The 17,537-nt window shown below is 44.9% G+C and carries 16 protein-coding genes; 14 read left to right on the top strand and 2 right to left on the bottom strand.

Annotated elements, in window-relative coordinates:
• The first annotated feature begins 43 nt into the window (after nucleotides 1-43).
• A complete protein-coding gene (locus KYK27_RS10905; RefSeq protein WP_199110032.1) occupies nucleotides 44-2,656 on the top strand; it encodes an FtsK/SpoIIIE family DNA translocase in 2,613 nt (870 codons plus the stop codon).
• 23 nt (nucleotides 2,657-2,679) lie between these two features.
• Nucleotides 2,680-3,327, top strand: coding sequence for a LolA family protein (locus KYK27_RS10900; protein WP_199110031.1), 648 nt, complete (start codon nucleotides 2,680-2,682; stop codon nucleotides 3,325-3,327).
• 135 nt (nucleotides 3,328-3,462) lie between these two features.
• Here KYK27_RS10900 and KYK27_RS10895 read toward each other — a convergent pair whose 3' ends face one another.
• Complete coding sequence (locus tag KYK27_RS10895; protein ID WP_199110030.1) at nucleotides 3,463-3,993, bottom strand: REP-associated tyrosine transposase; 531 nt, start codon at nucleotides 3,991-3,993, stop codon at nucleotides 3,463-3,465.
• Nucleotides 3,994-4,280: 287 nt separating this feature from the next.
• On the opposite strand from KYK27_RS10895, the gene pyrF reads away from it, so the two are divergent.
• The 11 genes from pyrF to KYK27_RS10840 all read left to right on the top strand — a co-directional run bounded on the left by pyrF (nucleotide 4,281) and on the right by KYK27_RS10840 (nucleotide 15,086).
• Entirely contained in the window at nucleotides 4,281-5,111 is an 831-nt protein-coding gene (pyrF, locus tag KYK27_RS10890) for an orotidine-5'-phosphate decarboxylase (protein WP_199110029.1), read from the top strand.
• 80 nt (nucleotides 5,112-5,191) lie between these two features.
• Nucleotides 5,192-5,815 (top strand): hypothetical protein, encoded by a 624-nt coding sequence (locus tag KYK27_RS10885; RefSeq protein WP_199110028.1) that lies wholly within the window; start codon nucleotides 5,192-5,194, stop codon nucleotides 5,813-5,815.
• 77 nt (nucleotides 5,816-5,892) lie between these two features.
• Nucleotides 5,893-6,345 (top strand): GNAT family N-acetyltransferase, encoded by a 453-nt coding sequence (locus KYK27_RS10880; protein WP_199110027.1) that lies wholly within the window; start codon nucleotides 5,893-5,895, stop codon nucleotides 6,343-6,345.
• 9 nt (nucleotides 6,346-6,354) lie between these two features.
• Nucleotides 6,355-6,825 (top strand): DUF1456 family protein, encoded by a 471-nt coding sequence (locus KYK27_RS10875; protein WP_199110026.1) that lies wholly within the window; start codon nucleotides 6,355-6,357, stop codon nucleotides 6,823-6,825.
• 676 nt (nucleotides 6,826-7,501) lie between these two features.
• Entirely contained in the window at nucleotides 7,502-8,404 is a 903-nt protein-coding gene (locus tag KYK27_RS10870) for a DUF5996 family protein (protein ID WP_199110025.1), read from the top strand.
• Between the two features lie 290 nt (nucleotides 8,405-8,694).
• Nucleotides 8,695-9,519, top strand: coding sequence for a carboxypeptidase-like regulatory domain-containing protein (locus KYK27_RS10865; protein WP_199110024.1), 825 nt, complete (start codon nucleotides 8,695-8,697; stop codon nucleotides 9,517-9,519).
• Nucleotides 9,519-10,115: a carboxypeptidase-like regulatory domain-containing protein gene (locus tag KYK27_RS10860; protein ID WP_199110023.1), complete on the top strand. Its 597-nt coding sequence runs from the start codon at nucleotides 9,519-9,521 to the stop codon at nucleotides 10,113-10,115. The genes KYK27_RS10865 and KYK27_RS10860 overlap by 1 nt, the downstream gene beginning before the upstream one ends.
• A 57-nt stretch (nucleotides 10,116-10,172) precedes the next feature.
• A complete protein-coding gene (locus tag KYK27_RS10855; protein ID WP_199110022.1) occupies nucleotides 10,173-11,462 on the top strand; it encodes a DUF2851 family protein in 1,290 nt (429 codons plus the stop codon).
• Nucleotides 11,462-12,745 (top strand): hypothetical protein, encoded by a 1,284-nt coding sequence (locus tag KYK27_RS10850; RefSeq protein WP_199110021.1) that lies wholly within the window; start codon nucleotides 11,462-11,464, stop codon nucleotides 12,743-12,745. The genes KYK27_RS10855 and KYK27_RS10850 overlap by 1 nt, the downstream gene beginning before the upstream one ends.
• 484 nt (nucleotides 12,746-13,229) lie before the next feature.
• On the top strand, nucleotides 13,230-13,865 hold the full coding sequence (locus KYK27_RS10845; RefSeq protein ID WP_199110020.1) for an acetyltransferase: 636 nt from the start codon (nucleotides 13,230-13,232) through the stop codon (nucleotides 13,863-13,865).
• 252 nt (nucleotides 13,866-14,117) lie between these two features.
• Nucleotides 14,118-15,086, top strand: coding sequence for a rhodanese-related sulfurtransferase (locus KYK27_RS10840; RefSeq protein WP_199110019.1), 969 nt, complete (start codon nucleotides 14,118-14,120; stop codon nucleotides 15,084-15,086).
• A 329-nt stretch (nucleotides 15,087-15,415) separates the two neighbouring features.
• Here KYK27_RS10840 and KYK27_RS10835 read toward each other — a convergent pair whose 3' ends face one another.
• Entirely contained in the window at nucleotides 15,416-16,252 is an 837-nt protein-coding gene (locus KYK27_RS10835) for an aminotransferase class IV (RefSeq protein WP_199110018.1), read from the bottom strand.
• A gap of 195 nt (nucleotides 16,253-16,447) precedes the next feature.
• Here KYK27_RS10835 and KYK27_RS10830 point away from each other — a divergent pair, with 195 nt between their 5' ends.
• Complete coding sequence (locus tag KYK27_RS10830) at nucleotides 16,448-17,305, top strand: nucleoside phosphorylase (RefSeq protein WP_199110017.1); 858 nt, start codon at nucleotides 16,448-16,450, stop codon at nucleotides 17,303-17,305.
• Nucleotides 17,306-17,537: the final 232 nt, after the last annotated feature.

Genomic DNA, 17,537 nt, shown 5'->3' with positions numbered 1-17,537 from the left:
CACCCAAAAAATGTAAATTTGGAATTCTAATTAGTCGAAGGGTATGGCAAAGAACACGTACAGAAGCGGAGCACAGAACGAGAGTAGGGCAAAGAATGAGTTTCGGGGCCGTAACGAACCCCGGACCGCTGCGAACACTCCCCGAAGCCAGGCACAGCCGAAGCAGAAATCAGGGAGATCATTTAAGTTCTCTTTTCCGAGCATTAAGTTTCCAAGCTTCAGAATAAGCTTCCTGCAGGACAGGCGGTTTAAGCTGTTTGTTGGCTTTTTCTTCCTGCTGCTTTCATTCTGTATGGTGATCGCATTCGTGTCGTACCTGTTCACGGGTCACGCCGACCAGAGTGTAGTGGAGTCAGTAAACGCGACAGGCCTGAAAGAGAGTGGCCAGGAGGCTGAAAACTGGCTTGGTTTGTTCGGCGCCTGGTTATCGCATCTGTTTATCTACAAATGGCTGGGTATTGGTGCCTTCTTTGCCATTCCGGTAGTGTTCTTCACCGGTGCCCGTATTGTTTTCAAGCGCGTAACTGTATCGTTGTCGTATGTGCTGGGCTTGTGCAGCTTTAGCATGCTGTGGCTTAGCTTAACGCTTGGTTACATTGTGTATACTGCCGGTGCTGTAGATCAGCTGGGCTTTTTAGGAGGCGGTATCGGCATTGAAACCGCGATCTGGATGACCTCACTCATCGGCTGGGGCTCCGGGTTGGTACTGGGCTTCCTGTTCCTGGTTTTCCTGGTGTTCTTCTTTGATATCACAACTATAAACTGGACAGGCAGAGCTAATGCTGAGGCATCTGATGCAACATCAGAAAGAAGAGCTGCTTCCTCTATCAGTGATGTGTTGCATGGCTCTGCACGTAACATCAATCACAACGCCGACCCGACCGCATCCTTAGAATATGAAGAGGACGAAGAAGAGGATGAGTTCTTTGACGAGGACGAAGAAGATGCCATAAACCAGGCTTTGGAAATGGAACTGCGTTCTATTCCTCCAATTGCTCCGAAGTCTAATGCACCAACTCTGGAACTGGATATAGAAGACGATAGTCTTTTTGAGGAAGCGGAGATGGAGTTTGATACCGCTGAAGGCGAAGAAGAACTGGACCTGGTGATAGAAGAAGCCCCTGTAGAAGAAACTGGCGAAGCGATCGAGAACTATGACCCGACCCTCGACCTTGCCCGTTACCAGTACCCAACTATAGAACTGCTGACCGACTATGGTGCCAGCAAAGTATCGGTTACCAAAGAAGAGCTGGAAGCCAACAAAGACAAAATTGTAGAGACGCTTGGCAACTATAACATCGGTATTGCCAGCATTAAAGCAACTATAGGCCCAACCGTAACACTGTATGAAATTGTGCCGGATGCGGGTGTACGAATCTCGAAAATCAAGAACCTGGAAGATGACATTGCCCTAAGCTTAGCGGCCCTGGGTATCCGAATTATTGCGCCAATACCGGGCAAGGGAACGATAGGTATAGAAGTGCCGAACACCAAAAAAGAAATGGTGTCGATCAAATCTATCCTGTCTACTGAGAAATTCCTGAAGTCTGAAATGGACCTGCCAATCGCTTTTGGTAAGACCATCACCAACGAAGTTTTCATCACTGACTTAGCAAAAATGCCTCACTTGCTGATGGCGGGTGCTACTGGTCAGGGTAAGTCGGTTGGTCTGAACATTATTCTTACATCTTTACTTTACAAGCGCCATCCATCGCAGCTAAAGTTTGTGTTGGTCGATCCGAAGAAGGTGGAATTGTCGCTGTTCAATAAAATTGAGCGCCACTTTTTAGCAAAGCTTCCGGATAGCGAAGAAGCCATCATTACCGACACCAAAAAGGTAGTGAACACGCTGAACTCGCTGTGTATGGAGATGGATATGCGCTACGACTTGCTGAAAGATGCCGGCTGCCGTAACCTGAAAGAATATAACCGCAAGTTTGTAGAGCGTAAGCTGAACCCGAAAAAGGGACACAAGTTTATGCCGTTCATTGTGTTGGTTATAGATGAGTTGGCCGACTTAATGATGACTGCAGGTAAGGAAGTGGAAACGCCGATCGCGCGTCTGGCACAGCTGGCCCGAGCCATTGGTATTCACCTGGTGGTTGCCACGCAGCGTCCGTCGGTAAACGTAATTACAGGTATTATTAAAGCCAACTTCCCGGCGCGTATCTCTTTTAAAGTAACCTCTAAGATCGACTCCAGAACTATCCTGGATGCCGGTGGTGCTGATCAGTTGATAGGCCAGGGGGACATGCTGTTCTCGATAGGTTCCGACATCATCCGTATTCAGTGTGCGTTTGTGGATACCCCGGAAGTAGACCGTATCTGTGATTATATTGGTGAGCAGCAGGGCTACAGCGATGCTTATTTATTGCCTGAATTTGTGGGTGACGAAAGCGGAGCCGAGAAAGTGGACTTTGACCCAAGCTCAAGAGACCCGTTGTTTGAAGAAGCAGCCCGCATTATAGTGCAGCACCAGCAGGGAAGCACCTCGTTGTTACAGCGTCGCCTTAAGCTAGGTTACAACCGTGCTGGGCGCTTAATTGACCAGTTGGAGTCGGCTGGTATAGTTGGCGCTTTTGAGGGAAGCAAGGCCCGTGAAGTTTTAATACCTGACGAATACAGTTTGGAACAGTTATTGAATACGATGGGGTAAGCTTAATAAAAGAACCTTTTGAAATGAAAAGAATACTCTCTCTAGTACTTGTAATGTTCCTTTTTGTGAACCTGGCAAGCGCACAGCAAGACCCGCAGGCAACTAAAATACTGAACGCTATGAGCGCTAAATACAAAGCAATGAAAGCGTTTAAAGCTACATTCACCCAAACTATGGAAAGCAATGCTTCTAAAGCAAAGGAAACCGTGGAAGGAAACATTCTCGTGAGCGGCCCTAAATACAGGCTGGGTGTAAGCGGACAGGAGATCATCAGCGACGGTAAGCTCATGTGGACCTACCTGAAAGATGTGAACGAAGTAACTATAACCGAGTCTGATCCGGAAGCGGAAGTAATGTCGCCGAGCAAAATTTTTGACATGTACAAGAAAGGCTATAAGTATGCATATACCGGTCCGGAAAAAGGTACAGATGGCGTGATGTATGATGTGATTGAAATGGCACCGGAAGACCGCAACAACCCGATCTTTAAAGTGCGCCTCTACATCAACCAGAAAGACAAGACTTTGAAAAGCTGGAAAATGTTCCGCAACAATGGCATCCGTTATACTTATAGTATTAAAAACTTCCAGCCAAACCCAACGCTGGCCGCCGATACTTTCAGCTTTAACAAAGCAAAATACAAGGGTGTAAGCGTAGTGGATTTAAGATAAACCCAACCAAATATGATGAGAAAGGCTGCTTCGGAAACGGAGCAGCCTTTTTTTGTTTATAGTTGAACAAACTATGGCGCGAGCGTCCGCGCTCGTGACGTACTATAGCAGGGGCCTCTGGCCCTTTTTTCAATTTTAACCTACTGCCAGCTTCACAAGTCCATCCGGATTTGCACTGCTAAAAGTATAATAAGCAGCGTCTGTTACCAATCCAGCTACAACAGGATTTTGCTCAATGTAATCTATCTTCTGCTGGAACATTTTAGCATTCGTTATATCTAATGGATGGTTATGCTGTTGCCAGAATTGATAATCCTTATTGTGCCTGATACTTTGTTTGAAAAAGCGGAATAAATATAGCAGCCATTCTTTTCGGCTTTCAGTGGGATTATCCTCAATTAGAGAAAGAATACGTTTAGCAGAATAGCTTTTAAAGTCACGCAGAATATCGCTTAGCTTTTCTTTTTCAGTTGAGCAGATCATGTGTAAGTGGCTGGGCATAATACAGTAACTATAGATCTTCATGCCCTTATGCTCACTACAGTAGTTAAGGTTATCCACTAACTCATCTGCATATTCTCTTCTGGTAAAAACATCAATCCAGCCGACTACGCTCAGGGTTATAAAAAAAGTACCTCCATCATATGTTTTATACTTTTCAGACATGCTCGTAAGTACGAAGAAGCATGTAGCAGGTATAAAAAGCAAAAGGGGCCGGAGGCCCCTGCTATAGTACGTCACGAGCGAGGACGCTCGCGCCATGGATTGTTATGAATAGTTGCTGATTCAGATAATGATGTTCTGAATCAGCTTTAACAGGTATTAAGCGGACAGCATCAGGGTAGGGGGGATACTATAGCCTAAGCAATAACTACCTTTCAGCAACCATAAAATCGGTTTTTACACCACGGCTTAAACGCTTACATTTGTACAGACCTAACCCACCTACCGCCATGACAAGAGAAAAACTATTCGAACAGATCCTGCAAAAGAAATCCTACCTGTGCGTTGGCCTCGATACCGACCCGAAGAAGCTGCCGGAACATTTGCTGGATTTTGAAGATCCGGTTTTTGAGTTTAACCGCCAGATCATAGATGCTACTGCCGACTTGTGCGTGGCTTACAAACCGAATATCGCGTTTTACGAAGCGCAGGGGCCGAAAGGGTGGGTGAGCCTGGAACGAACTATAAACCACATCCCGCAGGAGATATTTACGATAGCCGACGCCAAACGCGGCGACATTGGCAATACCTCCGAGCTATATGCGCGTGCCTTTTTCGAGACCATGAACTTCGACTCTGTTACCGTAGCGCCCTACATGGGCTCTGATTCGGTGAAACCGTTTCTGGTGCAGGGTGGAAAGTGGGTTATTTTGCTTGCTTTAACTTCTAACCCAGGCAGCCAGGATTTCCAGATGCTGCGCCTTGCGGATGGAAGCGAAGAATACTTGTGGGAGCAGGTACTGCGCGAAAGCTCAACTTGGGGAACAGCCGGCCAGTTAATGTTCGTGGTCGGCGCCACGCAGGCGGAATATGTGCAGCGTGTTCGGGCTATAGTTCCGGCCCATTTCCTGCTGGTGCCGGGCATCGGTGCGCAGGGCGGAAGCCTGGAAGAGATTTCCCGTTTAGGTATGAATCAGCGCTGTGGCCTGTTGGTCAATTCTTCCCGCGCTATTATCTACGCCTCATCCGGCCGCGACTTCGCCGAAAAAGCCCGCGAAGCAGCCCTGGAAGTGCAACGCGAAATGGAAGGATACCTGGAGCAGTACGTGCAGCATTTGTAGGGGATCTTTGCTATCTATAGTTCAGATAAATGTGTAGTTATTATTATCCATTTGTTTAGTGCAATTAGGAATTAATCACCATGGATAAAAACGAATTACTTGAGATTGTCGAGAAACTTGAATTGTTAAGTGTAGATTATAATAACCTTGCTAAAGATATTATGAAGCAGGATACTCAAGTAATGAAAATTGATTTAGTCGCATTAAGCGTCTTAAATCGCGCTATTTCCATTAATAATGCATTTAGAACTTTAATTAAAGAAGATAACACTTTTTCTGCATTGCATCTTATAAGAATTCAAATTGACAATTTGATAAGATACTATTCTATTTTAATTGCGGAAGATGAAAACTATCTTGATTATGTTTTAGATGGCAAGCCTATAAACAGATTCAAAGACTTAAACGGTAAATTATTCAGCGATAAATATTTGGCCGAAAAATTTGATGAAAGATTTAAAGGAATGCTCGATTTATATCTAAAATACTGTAGTCATATTCATTTCGGTAAGGAGCATTTAGAGAGAATAAAATCAATCAATGAAAGTGAAGAAGCAAAATTCAGAGTAGAAGTTGGAAGCTTTGACAACTACTCATTTGATGAGCTTAAGATATTCGTAATTGATATGATTACGGTTTCTATCAATCTGTACAAAATAATTCAAGATTGGGTTCTTACTAAAAAGAACCATCTCTATGATTAATTTACTAAACCAAACATAAGCTAATATATATTAAAACGCTCTATAGTACTACCGTTGAAATTAGAATTCACCCCTAAATGCTAACCCTAACCCGAACCACTTCCGATAACCCCGACTTCCAGAGCCTTGTAGTTTTACTGGACCAGGACTTAGAAGAGAAAGATGGCGACGACCATGCTTTTTATGCGCAGTACAATAAAGTAGATGCTATAAAAGAAGTGATCATAGCTTACAAAGATGGCGTGGTGGCTGGCTGTGGCGCTATAAAATCCTACACCGAAACTATAGTCGAAGTAAAGCGCATGTTCGTGCACCCTGATTTCAGAAGGCAAGGGATAGCAAAGCAAATACTAACCGCCCTGGAAGACTGGGCAAAGGAACTGAACTATACGGCTACCATATTAGAAACCGGCATGAAACAAGCCGAAGCCATAGAACTATACAAAAACAGTGGCTACACCGTAATTCCGAACTACGGCCAGTATGCAGGTGTTGAAAACAGCGTGTGCATGCAAAAGCAACTGAGCTAAACTATAAACATGAACAATAACGATATACTACGCCGCCTGCGCTACACCTTTGATATCAGCGATTTTGAAATGATAGACCTTTTTGCGTCTGGTGGTAAAGAAGTAACCCGCACCGAGATCAGCGACTGGATGAAGCCGGAAGACCATGAAGAATTTCAGAAACTGGTGGACATAAACCTGGCTGCTTTCCTGAACGGATTTATAAACGACAAGCGTGGCAAAAAAGAAGGCGAGCAACCAAAGCCTGAAAAAAGCCTGAACAATAACATCATCCTGCGCAAACTCAAGATCGCGTTAAATTATAAAGACGAAGATATCCTGGATGTGCTGGACCTGGTAAAATTCCGCTTAAGTAAATCGGAACTCAGCGCCTTTTTCCGGAAGCCGGACCACCAACATTACCGCCCGCTAAAAGACCAGATCCTGCGCAATTTCCTGATGGGATTACAATTAAAGTACCGTCCTGAGTCTGCAAAGTAGTTTACCTAAAACCAATCCTAAGAGCAGGGCTGTTGCATTTTGCCAAATTCATATTTTATAGTGCCCTCGCTCGTGTCCCGCGAGTGTGAGCTATTAAGCGGACTCTGGCCGCTTTAAATCAAAGTAGGAGCATGCTCTTTCGGACATCCTTGTCCGAAAGCAATTTGCCGGGGACATCTTTGTCCCTGTATTACTGCTAATACACGCGGGCTTGGAAGCCCGCAGCAGGTTTGGCTCCGGACAAGGATGTCCGGCACAGCAAAATCAAGAGCATTAAGCTAAAAATTCTGTTGGTTTCTGCTGGCGCGAGCGTCCACGCTCGTGTCTTATGATGTTGTTGAGTCTCCTGACTCAACTGGTCCGGCAGGGACAGGTAAAAGTAGTAGCGCTGGCTATGATTCTATAATTACCAATTAACCCACCCCTGCCCCTCCCAAGAGGGGAATTCCGGCTATAGCTGTAGTTTAGGTTACAGTTCTATAGTTGAAGCTCTATATTTTTACCGTTCGTAAGTTTTGAATTCCTGTTCTTACTTATTCTCAAATGGGCTGTTCTACCTCTGCTATAGGTTATGTTTTAGTTCTATAGTTGCTTTTAATATTTATACTTTCAGACTTGGGTTACTTTAACTTACTTCTGCCGTTAATGTAAGATGCACCATTAACTATAGCAGAACATGAAAACCGACTGGCCTGAACTTAACTACACTGCATCAAAAGACACACTCGAAACGCTCCATCTCTGGTCACAGATCCTGGGCAAACTAAAAGTTGAGACACAGCCCTGGGTAAACCACTCCTGGCACATAACGCTTACTGTAACACCAACCGGGCTGACTACCGGCGATCTTCCGTACCAAAATCAGCATTTTCAGGTAGACCTTAACCTGGTGCAGCACCAGTTAAGTATAAAAACCAGCACCGGACAAAGCCGCAACCTGGCGCTGGGAAATATGTCGGTAGCCGAGTTTTATAAGAAAGTAATGCATGCCCTGGCCGATCTCGGTATTAAAGTGGAAATCTACAATGTACCCTGCGAGCTCGAGAATCCCATTCCATTTGATGAGGATCAAACTCATAAAACCTATAATCCAGAGCAGGCAGCTGCATTTCACCAGGCATTGCTGCAGGCACAAAAAGTAATGCAATTGTTCAGAGCTGAGTTTATAGGCAAGTGCAGCCCGGTCCACTTCTTCTGGGGCAGTTTTGATCTGGCAGTTTCCCGTTTTTCGGGGCGTACTGCTCCTAAACATCCGGGTGGTGTGCCCGGCCTGCCGGATTGGATAGCGCAGGAGGCTTATTCGCATGAGGTAAGCAGTTGCGGGTTCTGGCCGGGCAGCGAAGTGCTTCCGGAGGCAGCATTCTATAGTTATATTTACCCCGAACCGGAAGGCTACAGAACAACGAAGATTAAACCAGCGGCGGCTTATTTCCATCAGACTTTGGGCGAGTTTATTTTACCGTACGAGGCAGTAAGGAACTCAGGAAACCCGGAAGCTACATTGTTAGAATTTCTGCATAGTACGTACGAGGCTGCTGCCAGCCTGGCAAAATGGGACAGGAAAGCCCTTGAAGTCTGAAACTATAGTTCTTTCTAATAGTCTGAAGTGAAATGAGAATTCATAGTTCATGCCGTTATCTTAAGTTGTAACGTCATTAACCTGAATAACAATTGTCATCTCGATGAATGGAGAGATCTATATTAGGATTTAAGCCGATTAGATTCCTCGTTGTACTTGATATGACATTCTAAATGAAACGCTCTTATGAGTTTAAACTATAAAATTTATAAGTATCGTTAAATATTAAGAAATAACTATACTATAGCTTAAGCAGGCTGCGTTACTAACAAAACTTCCTGCACTTCCCTATGAACAGACTTGTACTGGCCGCTACTTTTTTACTTTCGGCACTCACAGCTTTTAGTCAAAATATAGTTTTAAAGGGTACCGTACTGAATGGCAAAGAACCCATACCTTACGTGAACATCGGCATTAAAAAGAAAGGTATTGGTACGGCAGCAACTATAGATGGTACCTTTACTTTAACACTTCAGGATAATTCTTTAAAAGATACACTTATATTTTCAGCGGTTGGGTTTAACGAGCTATCTGTTCCGGTTAAAACTATAGTTGACAGCAGGAAAGCTGAATTTGAATTAACAGAGAAGACTACTGACCTGCGTGAAGTTGTGGTCAGCAGCAAAGCGGCTAAGATCAAAAAGTTTGGCACTACCTCGCGTAACCCGTTCATTTATGGCACTTCCCAGGCACAAAATGCGAATGACATCTCAGAACTAGGCAAGTTTATAAACCTCAATAATAAGCCTTCGGATATACTTTCAGCTACCTTGTATCTGATCAGCAACAAGATAGATTCTGCTAACATGCGTATCAATTTTTATGAGAATATAGATGGTATGCCCGGTGAGAGAATAGTGGAGAAAAGTATCATTAAACGCCTACCCATGAAACAAGGCTGGGTAACTGTAAATCTGGAAGACTATAACATAACTGTTGACAAAGACTTTTTTATAGGATTTGAATATTTGCCTGACCCGAATCATAAGGAGCTGCATCTCTTTAGTTTTGGCGGTGCTTTTGGTGGAAACCATTTTATGCGTAAAGTTAGTTTAGGCGAATGGCAAAAAGGCATTGGAGCTCGGCAGGCCGCTTACGTAACTGTTAGGCAATAATGCTAAACTATAGCACTCTGGAAAATCCTCGCCTATACTTCCTGCTCGCGGCTATAGTTATAGTTAGCCAGCTGCCTGCAAAAGCACAGCAACTTAAGCCCGTGGTGCAACTCTCCGGGGTAGTGGTAACGGCAGACAGTTCAGCAGGGCTGGCAGGAATTGCGGTATATGTGCCAGGCACAAATCGTGGTACAGTCTCAAAGCAAGACGGCTTTTTTACGCTTCCCGTACTGGCCGGCGATAGCGTAGTTTTCCAGGCGCTGGGTTTCGAGAAGCAGTACCTTATCGTTCCTAAAACCAATACTTCCGAAAAATATACGACCAGCATTCGTCTGAAGCAAATTGCCAGGCAGCTACCCGAAGTGCAGGTGATGCCCTGGGCTACCCAGCAGGATTTTAAAATGGCTGTTAAAAACCTGGATCTTCCAGATGAGGCTATAGTTAAGCCTGAACTAGGTCCGTTGCCAGGAAAGCATAAATCCATTTTTGGTGGCCCCCAAATGGATGCGCTGGATAACATAAAGCAAGGATTCAAACATCACCAGCAAATGCGTGAGCAACGCTACCTGGTGCCATCCACCATTCGTATTTTTTAATTTCTGCTGAATTGCGCTTATCTTAGAAGTCTGCTCGGTTATGGGCTGGCGCAATTCATGAAAGAAGATTTCCTGCATTACATCTGGCAACACCAGTACTACCGCAAAACTGAGCTGGCAACTACGGAAGGCGAGCCGCTGCAGGTACTGCGCACCGGTTACTATAACACCGATGCCGGCCCCGATTTCAGGGAAGCTATAGTTAAGATTGGTGAAGTGGAGTGGTCGGGGAGTGTGGAGATACATTTGCGGGCATCTGACTGGCGCCGCCACAACCACCAAATTGACCTGAAATACGACCAGGTAATACTGCATGTGGTTTGGGAAGCGGATGAGCAGATATTACGGACTGATGGCACTATAATTCCGGTGCTGGAACTGAAGGACAGGGTAGATAATGCGCTGGCTTATACTTACAGACAACTGCAGGAAGCCCGCACCATTATCCCCTGCGCAAACGTATGGCCGGCTGTGCCCGAGATTACCAAAACCATGATGCTGGGCCGCGCCCTGACAGAGCGCCTGGAGCAGAAAGGCCACGAAGTATTGAAAAGCTACACCAACTATAACCACGACTGGGAAGCGACTGCCTATCATGTGCTCTTTAAAGGTTTCGGGTTTAAAATAAACCAGGAGCCGATGGAGCGCTTGGTTAAAACACTTCCGGCAACTATAGTTCGAAAGCAGCAACAGCTTTTTCAATTGGAAGCACTTTTGTTTGGTCAGGCTGGTTTCTTAGCTGATGCCGATGGAGCATATGCTCAGCAACTTGCAAAAGAGTATAGTTTCCTAAGCCATAAGTATAGTTTAGGAGATAAGACGATGCAGCGCCGCCACTGGAATTTTATGCGGATGCGTCCTGCCAATTTTCCAACTATACGGCTAGCGCAACTGGCAGCAGTGCTGGCAAACCGGCAAAGTTTTTTTACGGCTATTTTAGAGGCTCAAACTATAAAGCACTACGAAGCTTTGTTTATGGTACCGGTGTCGGAGTTCTGGCAGGAGCATTTTACCTTTACCCAGGAGCCGACTAAAGCAACCAAAACCATGGGCAAAGGCAGCGCGCATAACCTGGTTATTAATGTAGCCGTTCCGTTGCTGGCTGCTTATGCCCAGTTTACCGGAGACCGTTCGCATCTTGATAAAGCGATTGAGCTGCTGGAGAAAGTGAAGGAAGCATCAAACAAAATTACGCGCCTGTATGAAGAACTGGGCTGGAAAGCTAAAACCGCAGCAGATAACCAGGCGGCTTTATCGCTTTACAAAAATTACTGCCAGCCGGTAAACTGCCTGCAATGCGCCGTGGGTAATAAGATCCTGAAACAAAACCTGCTTTCCCGCTCGTGATGCTGCTGGTTTATATTATCAATATCCTGTTGCTATTCGTGCTGGGGTGGCTGCTTTACAAGCAAAACTGGGCACAAAACCTGAAGCCATACCTGTTGCCTGCACTAGCTCTAAAGCTGGTTTGTGGAGTATTGCTTGGTGTTTTGTACTTCCATTATTACGGCGCGGGCGATACGATAACGTACTTCAATGCATCACAGAAACTAACACAACTGGCTCACGAAAACACCGGCGCTTATTGGCGTTTGCTGCTTTTTAACGAGTTTCCGAGTGAGAGTTTTAAGGAAAGTGTTCCGTTTACGCGCTTTGCCTATTTCTCCAATTCCTTTTTCCTTCTCAAGATCATCAGCCTTTTTAACCTGCTTACGGGCAGTAGCTACTACCTGATTGGGTGTTACTTTTCGTTGTTCAGTTTCTGGGGCATGGCAAAACTGGCTGCTATACTTGCACAGGGTTTCCCGGACACCAGAAAAGCAGCTATAGTGGCGTTGCTGTTCTTTCCGTCGGTAGCGTTCTGGAGTTCGGGTTTACTGAAAGATGCCGTTTTGATGGGAAGTATGTGCTGGGTGATGGCTTTTGTATTGCAGCTGGCGCACGGGAAAAAACCAACTATAGTTACATGGCTCTTGCTGCCTTTGCAACTTTACCTGTTCGTTAAGATCAAGATTTTCTTTGCTGCGCTGCTGCTGGGTTTGTTGGCTTGTTACCTGATTTTAGGGTGGCTCTCCAGAACTATAAAACCTTTGCAAACCATAAAAGGGCAATTACTGGCATTGGTTGGTTTTATAGTTGTAGCAGGAGCAATAGTTTGGCAGATTAATGGAATATTCAGCCTTGCTTTTATAACCGAGCAGCTGGTGAAAACTTATAATGGTATGCTAGCCCTGTCGCTGAGCGGTCCTCACTTAAGCTATAGTTCGCTGGAGCCAACTATAGCTTCTATAGTTGCCAACGCACCTAAAGCTTTATTCAGTGCTATTTACCGCCCTATTATTGGTGAATCCTCAGAACCGTTATACCTCTTGCTTGGGCTTGAAAATCTGCTCCTGTTTCTGCTCACAACTATAGCCCTCATGTCTGCCTTCTCAAAGTCCTGGGTTCAGCATATCAAACTATGGCATGTTGTCTTGCTGCTGTTTATAGTTGTGTCGGCTATCGTAATCGGTATCAGTACGCCTAATTTCGGAACCCTCAGCCGTTACCGTATCATCTTTCTGCCATTCCTGGTGTATTTGCTCTTGCAGAACAGGTTTGCACAGCGGTGGTTGGCTTGGCTTCACTAATAGCTATACTTTCTTGTCATCTCGACGAAAGGAGAGAACTATCTAGAATCCGATATAGATTTCTCGCTTTAGCTCGAAATGACAAAAGTGGAAGGACAATAACATAATCTCCCAACTTTACGCACTTTCAACACCGCTCTTTCGGACATCCTTGTCCGAAAGCTCTCTGGTAGGGATTTTCTAATCCCCGTGTTCCGAATAACGCGGACTAGGAAGTCTGCAGCAGATTTGGTTCCGGACAAGGATGTCCGAAACAGCATATAGACTAGAGAGTATCAGTATGTCTTGTCATCTCGACGTTAGGAGAGATCTATCTGGAATTGAAATAGATTTCTTACAGCTGCGCTGGTTCTTTTCGACTTGCGTCTCAAGAATGTTCGAATTGACAGAAATTTAAGTAGCATTTACACAAAAGCTCACCATTATGCAGCACTTTCAATCTCAATCACTTCTTCGTACCTTTGCGCCTTATTTACGATAAGCTATGCAGAATCCTGTAATTATATTGGGCGCCCAGCAACTGGGTACCGCCGCTTTAGATATTTTCAATAGCAACAGCATGGTAGTGTACTGCTTCCTCGACGACAAAAAAGACCTGCAGCAGCAGGAGGTTAACAATGTGTCGGTAATGAGCAGCACCGAAGATGGCGAATTCCTGAAACTGATCGGTAAGAAATGCGATGTGTTTGTGGCCGTAGAAGATTCGGCTGCCCGCAAAGGTCTCATTAGCATGCTGAAGGAGGAGTACAAGGTTGTGCCGATAAACGCTATCCATAAATTTAGTGCTGTGTCGGAGTACGCGTGGCTGGGCCATGGCAACATGGTAGCGGCTGGCGCCATCGTTAACAACAACGCCAAAATAGGCGACAACTGCATTATACAGTCTAGAGCTTTGGTTGATACCAATGCCGAGATCGGTGATTTTGTGCAGATCGGTACCGGCGCTATCATTAACTCTGAAGTGAAGGTAGAAGAAGGCGCTTACATTGGTACAGGTGCGGTTATAGTTAGCGGCGTAAAAATCGGGAAGAATGCCCGCGTAGGAGCAGGCTCTGTAGTAGTAGCCGATGTGCCTGCCAAAGCAACTGTTTTTGGTAACCCTGCTGCAGCCATAAAGTAAACTTTTATGCCTATAGTTGCTGTTATTTAGCCTGACTGATATATATCATTTATTTATTGCGAATTGCTATTTACTTTTATCACCAGATAGTTACAGGTTAAATTGCTGGTTACCGAGAGTGTGAGTAAGGGTAGTCAGCAATTTAACCGCCAACTATTTTTTATGCTTTTATACCTGTAGGTAACTTAACTATAGCCTTGCAGGAACAACAATTAATAAATTAACCTAACACTAAGCTGAATCTTAGCCGTTATGAACAAACCTTACAGCATATTACTTTACTACTGCTACACACCAATAGCAGATCCGGAAGAATTCCGTGAACAACACCACCTGATGTGCCTGGAGCTGAATCTGCTCGGCCGTATCATCGTTTCAAAAGAAGGTCTGAATGGCACTGTTTCCGGTCTGAAAGAAGACTGTGAAAAGTACATGGAGCTGATGCACGCGGATCCGCGCTTTGCCAAGATCGACTTCAAAGTGGATGAATCGGAAGGTCACGCATTTACTAAAATGCACGTGCGTACCAAATCCGAAATCGTACATTCCGGCCTGCTGCACATCGACCCGAACGCACGCACCGGTAAACACCTGGAGCCAAAAGAGTTCAGGGATATGAAAGACCGCGACGATGTGGTGGTACTGGATGTGCGCTCTGATTATGAGTACAATGTGGGCCGCTTCAAGAATGCTGTTACCCTGGATATTGAGAACTTTCGTGAGTTTCCGGAGAAGGTGGCAGAGCTGAAAGAAAAGTATAAAGACAAGAAAATATTAACCTACTGCACCGGTGGTATTAAGTGCGAGAAAGCAAGTGCCTTTTTGCTGGAGCAGGGTTTTGAGGATGTATACCAGTTACACGGCGGTATTATTAAGTATGGCAAAGAAGCCGGTGGCGAAGACTTTGAAGGCAAGTGTTACGTGTTCGATAACCGTGTTGCCGTAGATGTAAACTCCGTAAACCCGAAAGTTATCTCTACCTGCTACGTGTGCGGCACCGAAGACGACCGTATGGTAAACTGCGCTAACCCGGTATGTAACCTGCACGTGGCAATCTGCGAGAAGTGTGGTTGGGAACTGGAAGGAGCCTGCTCTACAGAGTGCAAAGGTCACCCTGAAAAACGCCCTTACGACGGCACAGGCTACTACCAGAAAGAGATGAATGGCTACAATCCGCTAAAAGGATTCAACCGCAAGAAGAAAAACGACGTACAAGTGTAATGTATTCTCTAAAGCAAAGAAAAGCGTGTTCGTAACCGGGCACGCTTTTCTTATTTTATACCGCTCTGGATACTACTCTATAGTTGGTGCTCTGAAGTTATCCCACTTATTGCTGTTTCGGACATCCTTGTCCGAAACGCCTTCTGATGCGGACTTCCTAGTCCGCGTTAGCAGTTACACGGGGATTAAGAAATCCCCGACAGGGTGCTTTCGGACTAAGAAGTCCGAAAGAGCTGCTGAGAACTGTTAATGGTGTGGTTAATGTTGATGAGGCCAGAGGCTACAAAAGCTCACACTCGCGTGACGAGAGCGAAAACGTAAAACTATAGTTACTGTTTTTCCAATTCGATCAAATCAGCAAGTAATTCTTTTGTAATTGCTCCTGGTTTGCCATTTCCAATAAGCATATCATCAACCTGAACGATAGGTAAAATGCGTTTTGTAGTGCTGGTCAGGAAAGCTTCCTTAGCTTCCGAAATTTCAGCTATAGTTATAGTTCTTTCTTCCGTTTTATACTTCTTCCCAGCAAGTGCCAACACATTTTTACGGGTTATACCAAACAGCACATCTTCAGAAGGGGTAACGATCCTATTGTCGTGCGTTACGATAAAGAAATTACAACGTGGAAACTCCGAAACTACTCCATGCTGCTGGTACAGCACATCGCTGGCGCCTGCCTGTTTTATTTTGTTGATCAGCCGGATGCCCATGGCATAGTTTATCGTTTTGGCTCTCGGTATTTCCCGCACATGGTCATGGGTAATTACTTTTATACCATTCGCAATCATGTCCTGGGTTGGCAGTTGCAGCGGTTGTTGCTGCAGGATAAGGTTGGGTTCGGCAGGGTCGTAACCGTTGGCGGAATAACCGCCTGTCAAAATCATCTTTATACCAGAAAGCGACAGGTTATTTATAGTTAGCAGTTGTTGGATTGTATCTATAAGCTTTGTTTCAGTAAACGGCAAGGTCAATTCCATTAACCTGGCTGATTCATAAAACCGCTCCAGGTAATCCTTCAAAAATACAGGTTTCCCATCCTGCACTTTAAAAAAATCGAACACGCCATACCCACGTTGAATAGACAGATCGCTGATATGCAGGAACGCATCTTCGTAAGGCTGAATGTTGCCGTTGATATAGGCCTGCAGTTTATGGTTTGAGGACATAGAGATAGCTTATAGTTGGAATAGCAATGCTCAAATTTATGTGCTTAAAACATAAGAATTGATAACTATCAGTGCTTTTGTACGGGAAGCTTCCTACTTTTGCCACGATCGCTTTATACTTCACGACTAGCTATAAAGCAACTATAAAGTATACATCAGATAGCAATTATTTGCTGAAACTCTAAGTTAGAAACCATGGCAGTAATACCAGAATCAGAACTGATCATAAATAAAAACGGAACCGTTTACCACCTTAACCTCCTACCAGAGCATATTTCGGATACCATTATTACCGTCGGCGACCCGGACCGTGTAGCTATGGTTAGCAGGTATTTTGATAAAATTGAAATAGAAGTAGCCAAACGCGAGTTTATAACGCACACAGGTTACTATAAAGGCAAGCGCCTGACCGTAATCTCGACAGGGATGGGTACTGATAATATTGATATCCTGATGAATGAGCTGGATGCGTTGGTGAATATTGATTTCCAGAGCCGCGAGCCAAACGAAGAAAAGATAAAGCTGAAAATTGTACGTGTGGGAACGTCAGGGTCGTTGCAGGAATCAATTCCACTGGGCAGCCACGTAGCGTCGCATTACGGGGTAGGCCTGGACTCGCTAATGGAGTTTTACCCGTTAGAGCAAACAGCAGACGAGCAAAGTATTACCAAAACGTTAAAAGAGCAATTAGGCGTAAGTTTTACACCATATTGCGTACCGGGTTCGAAAATGCTGATCGATAAACTTGCCCTTGATATGATACCGGGCAACACACTTACCTGCCCGGGCTTTTACGCACCGCAGGGCCGCGTGCTGCGTGGTGGACTGCGCAACCAAAACCTGCTGCAGGTTTACCAGGACTTTAAAGTATGCGATTTCCAGTTGACCAACTTCGAAATGGAAACTGCCGGTTATTATGCCATGGGCCGCTTGCTTGGGCACGAAATGCTGTCGCTTAATGCTATAGTTGCCAACCGCATTACACAGGAGTTTGCCAAAAACTCAGAAGAAGTAGTGGATAGCTTGATCAGGAAAACACTGGATAGAATCTAAATAGATCAATACTTTCTAAAACAATACAGCCTGATGAATTTGCTTCGTCAGGCTGTATTGTTTTATAGTTTATACTGAGGTTTTTACTCCTGATAAAGCGTCATCCCCCTACCCCCTTCAAAGGGGGACTTTTTCCCCTATCGTTAAACTATAGTTTGAGTATTACGCATTGTTGAGTGTCCCCCTTTGAAGGGGGTAGGGGGATGATTTACTTCAGAAGATAAATTATCCA

It is taken from the genome of Pontibacter populi (assembly GCF_019336435.1).
Lineage (GTDB): Bacteria > Bacteroidota > Bacteroidia > Cytophagales > Hymenobacteraceae > Pontibacter > Pontibacter humidus.
The sequence above is the reverse complement of the archived record's forward strand: the minus strand, read 5'-3'. Positions and strand labels throughout refer to the sequence as shown.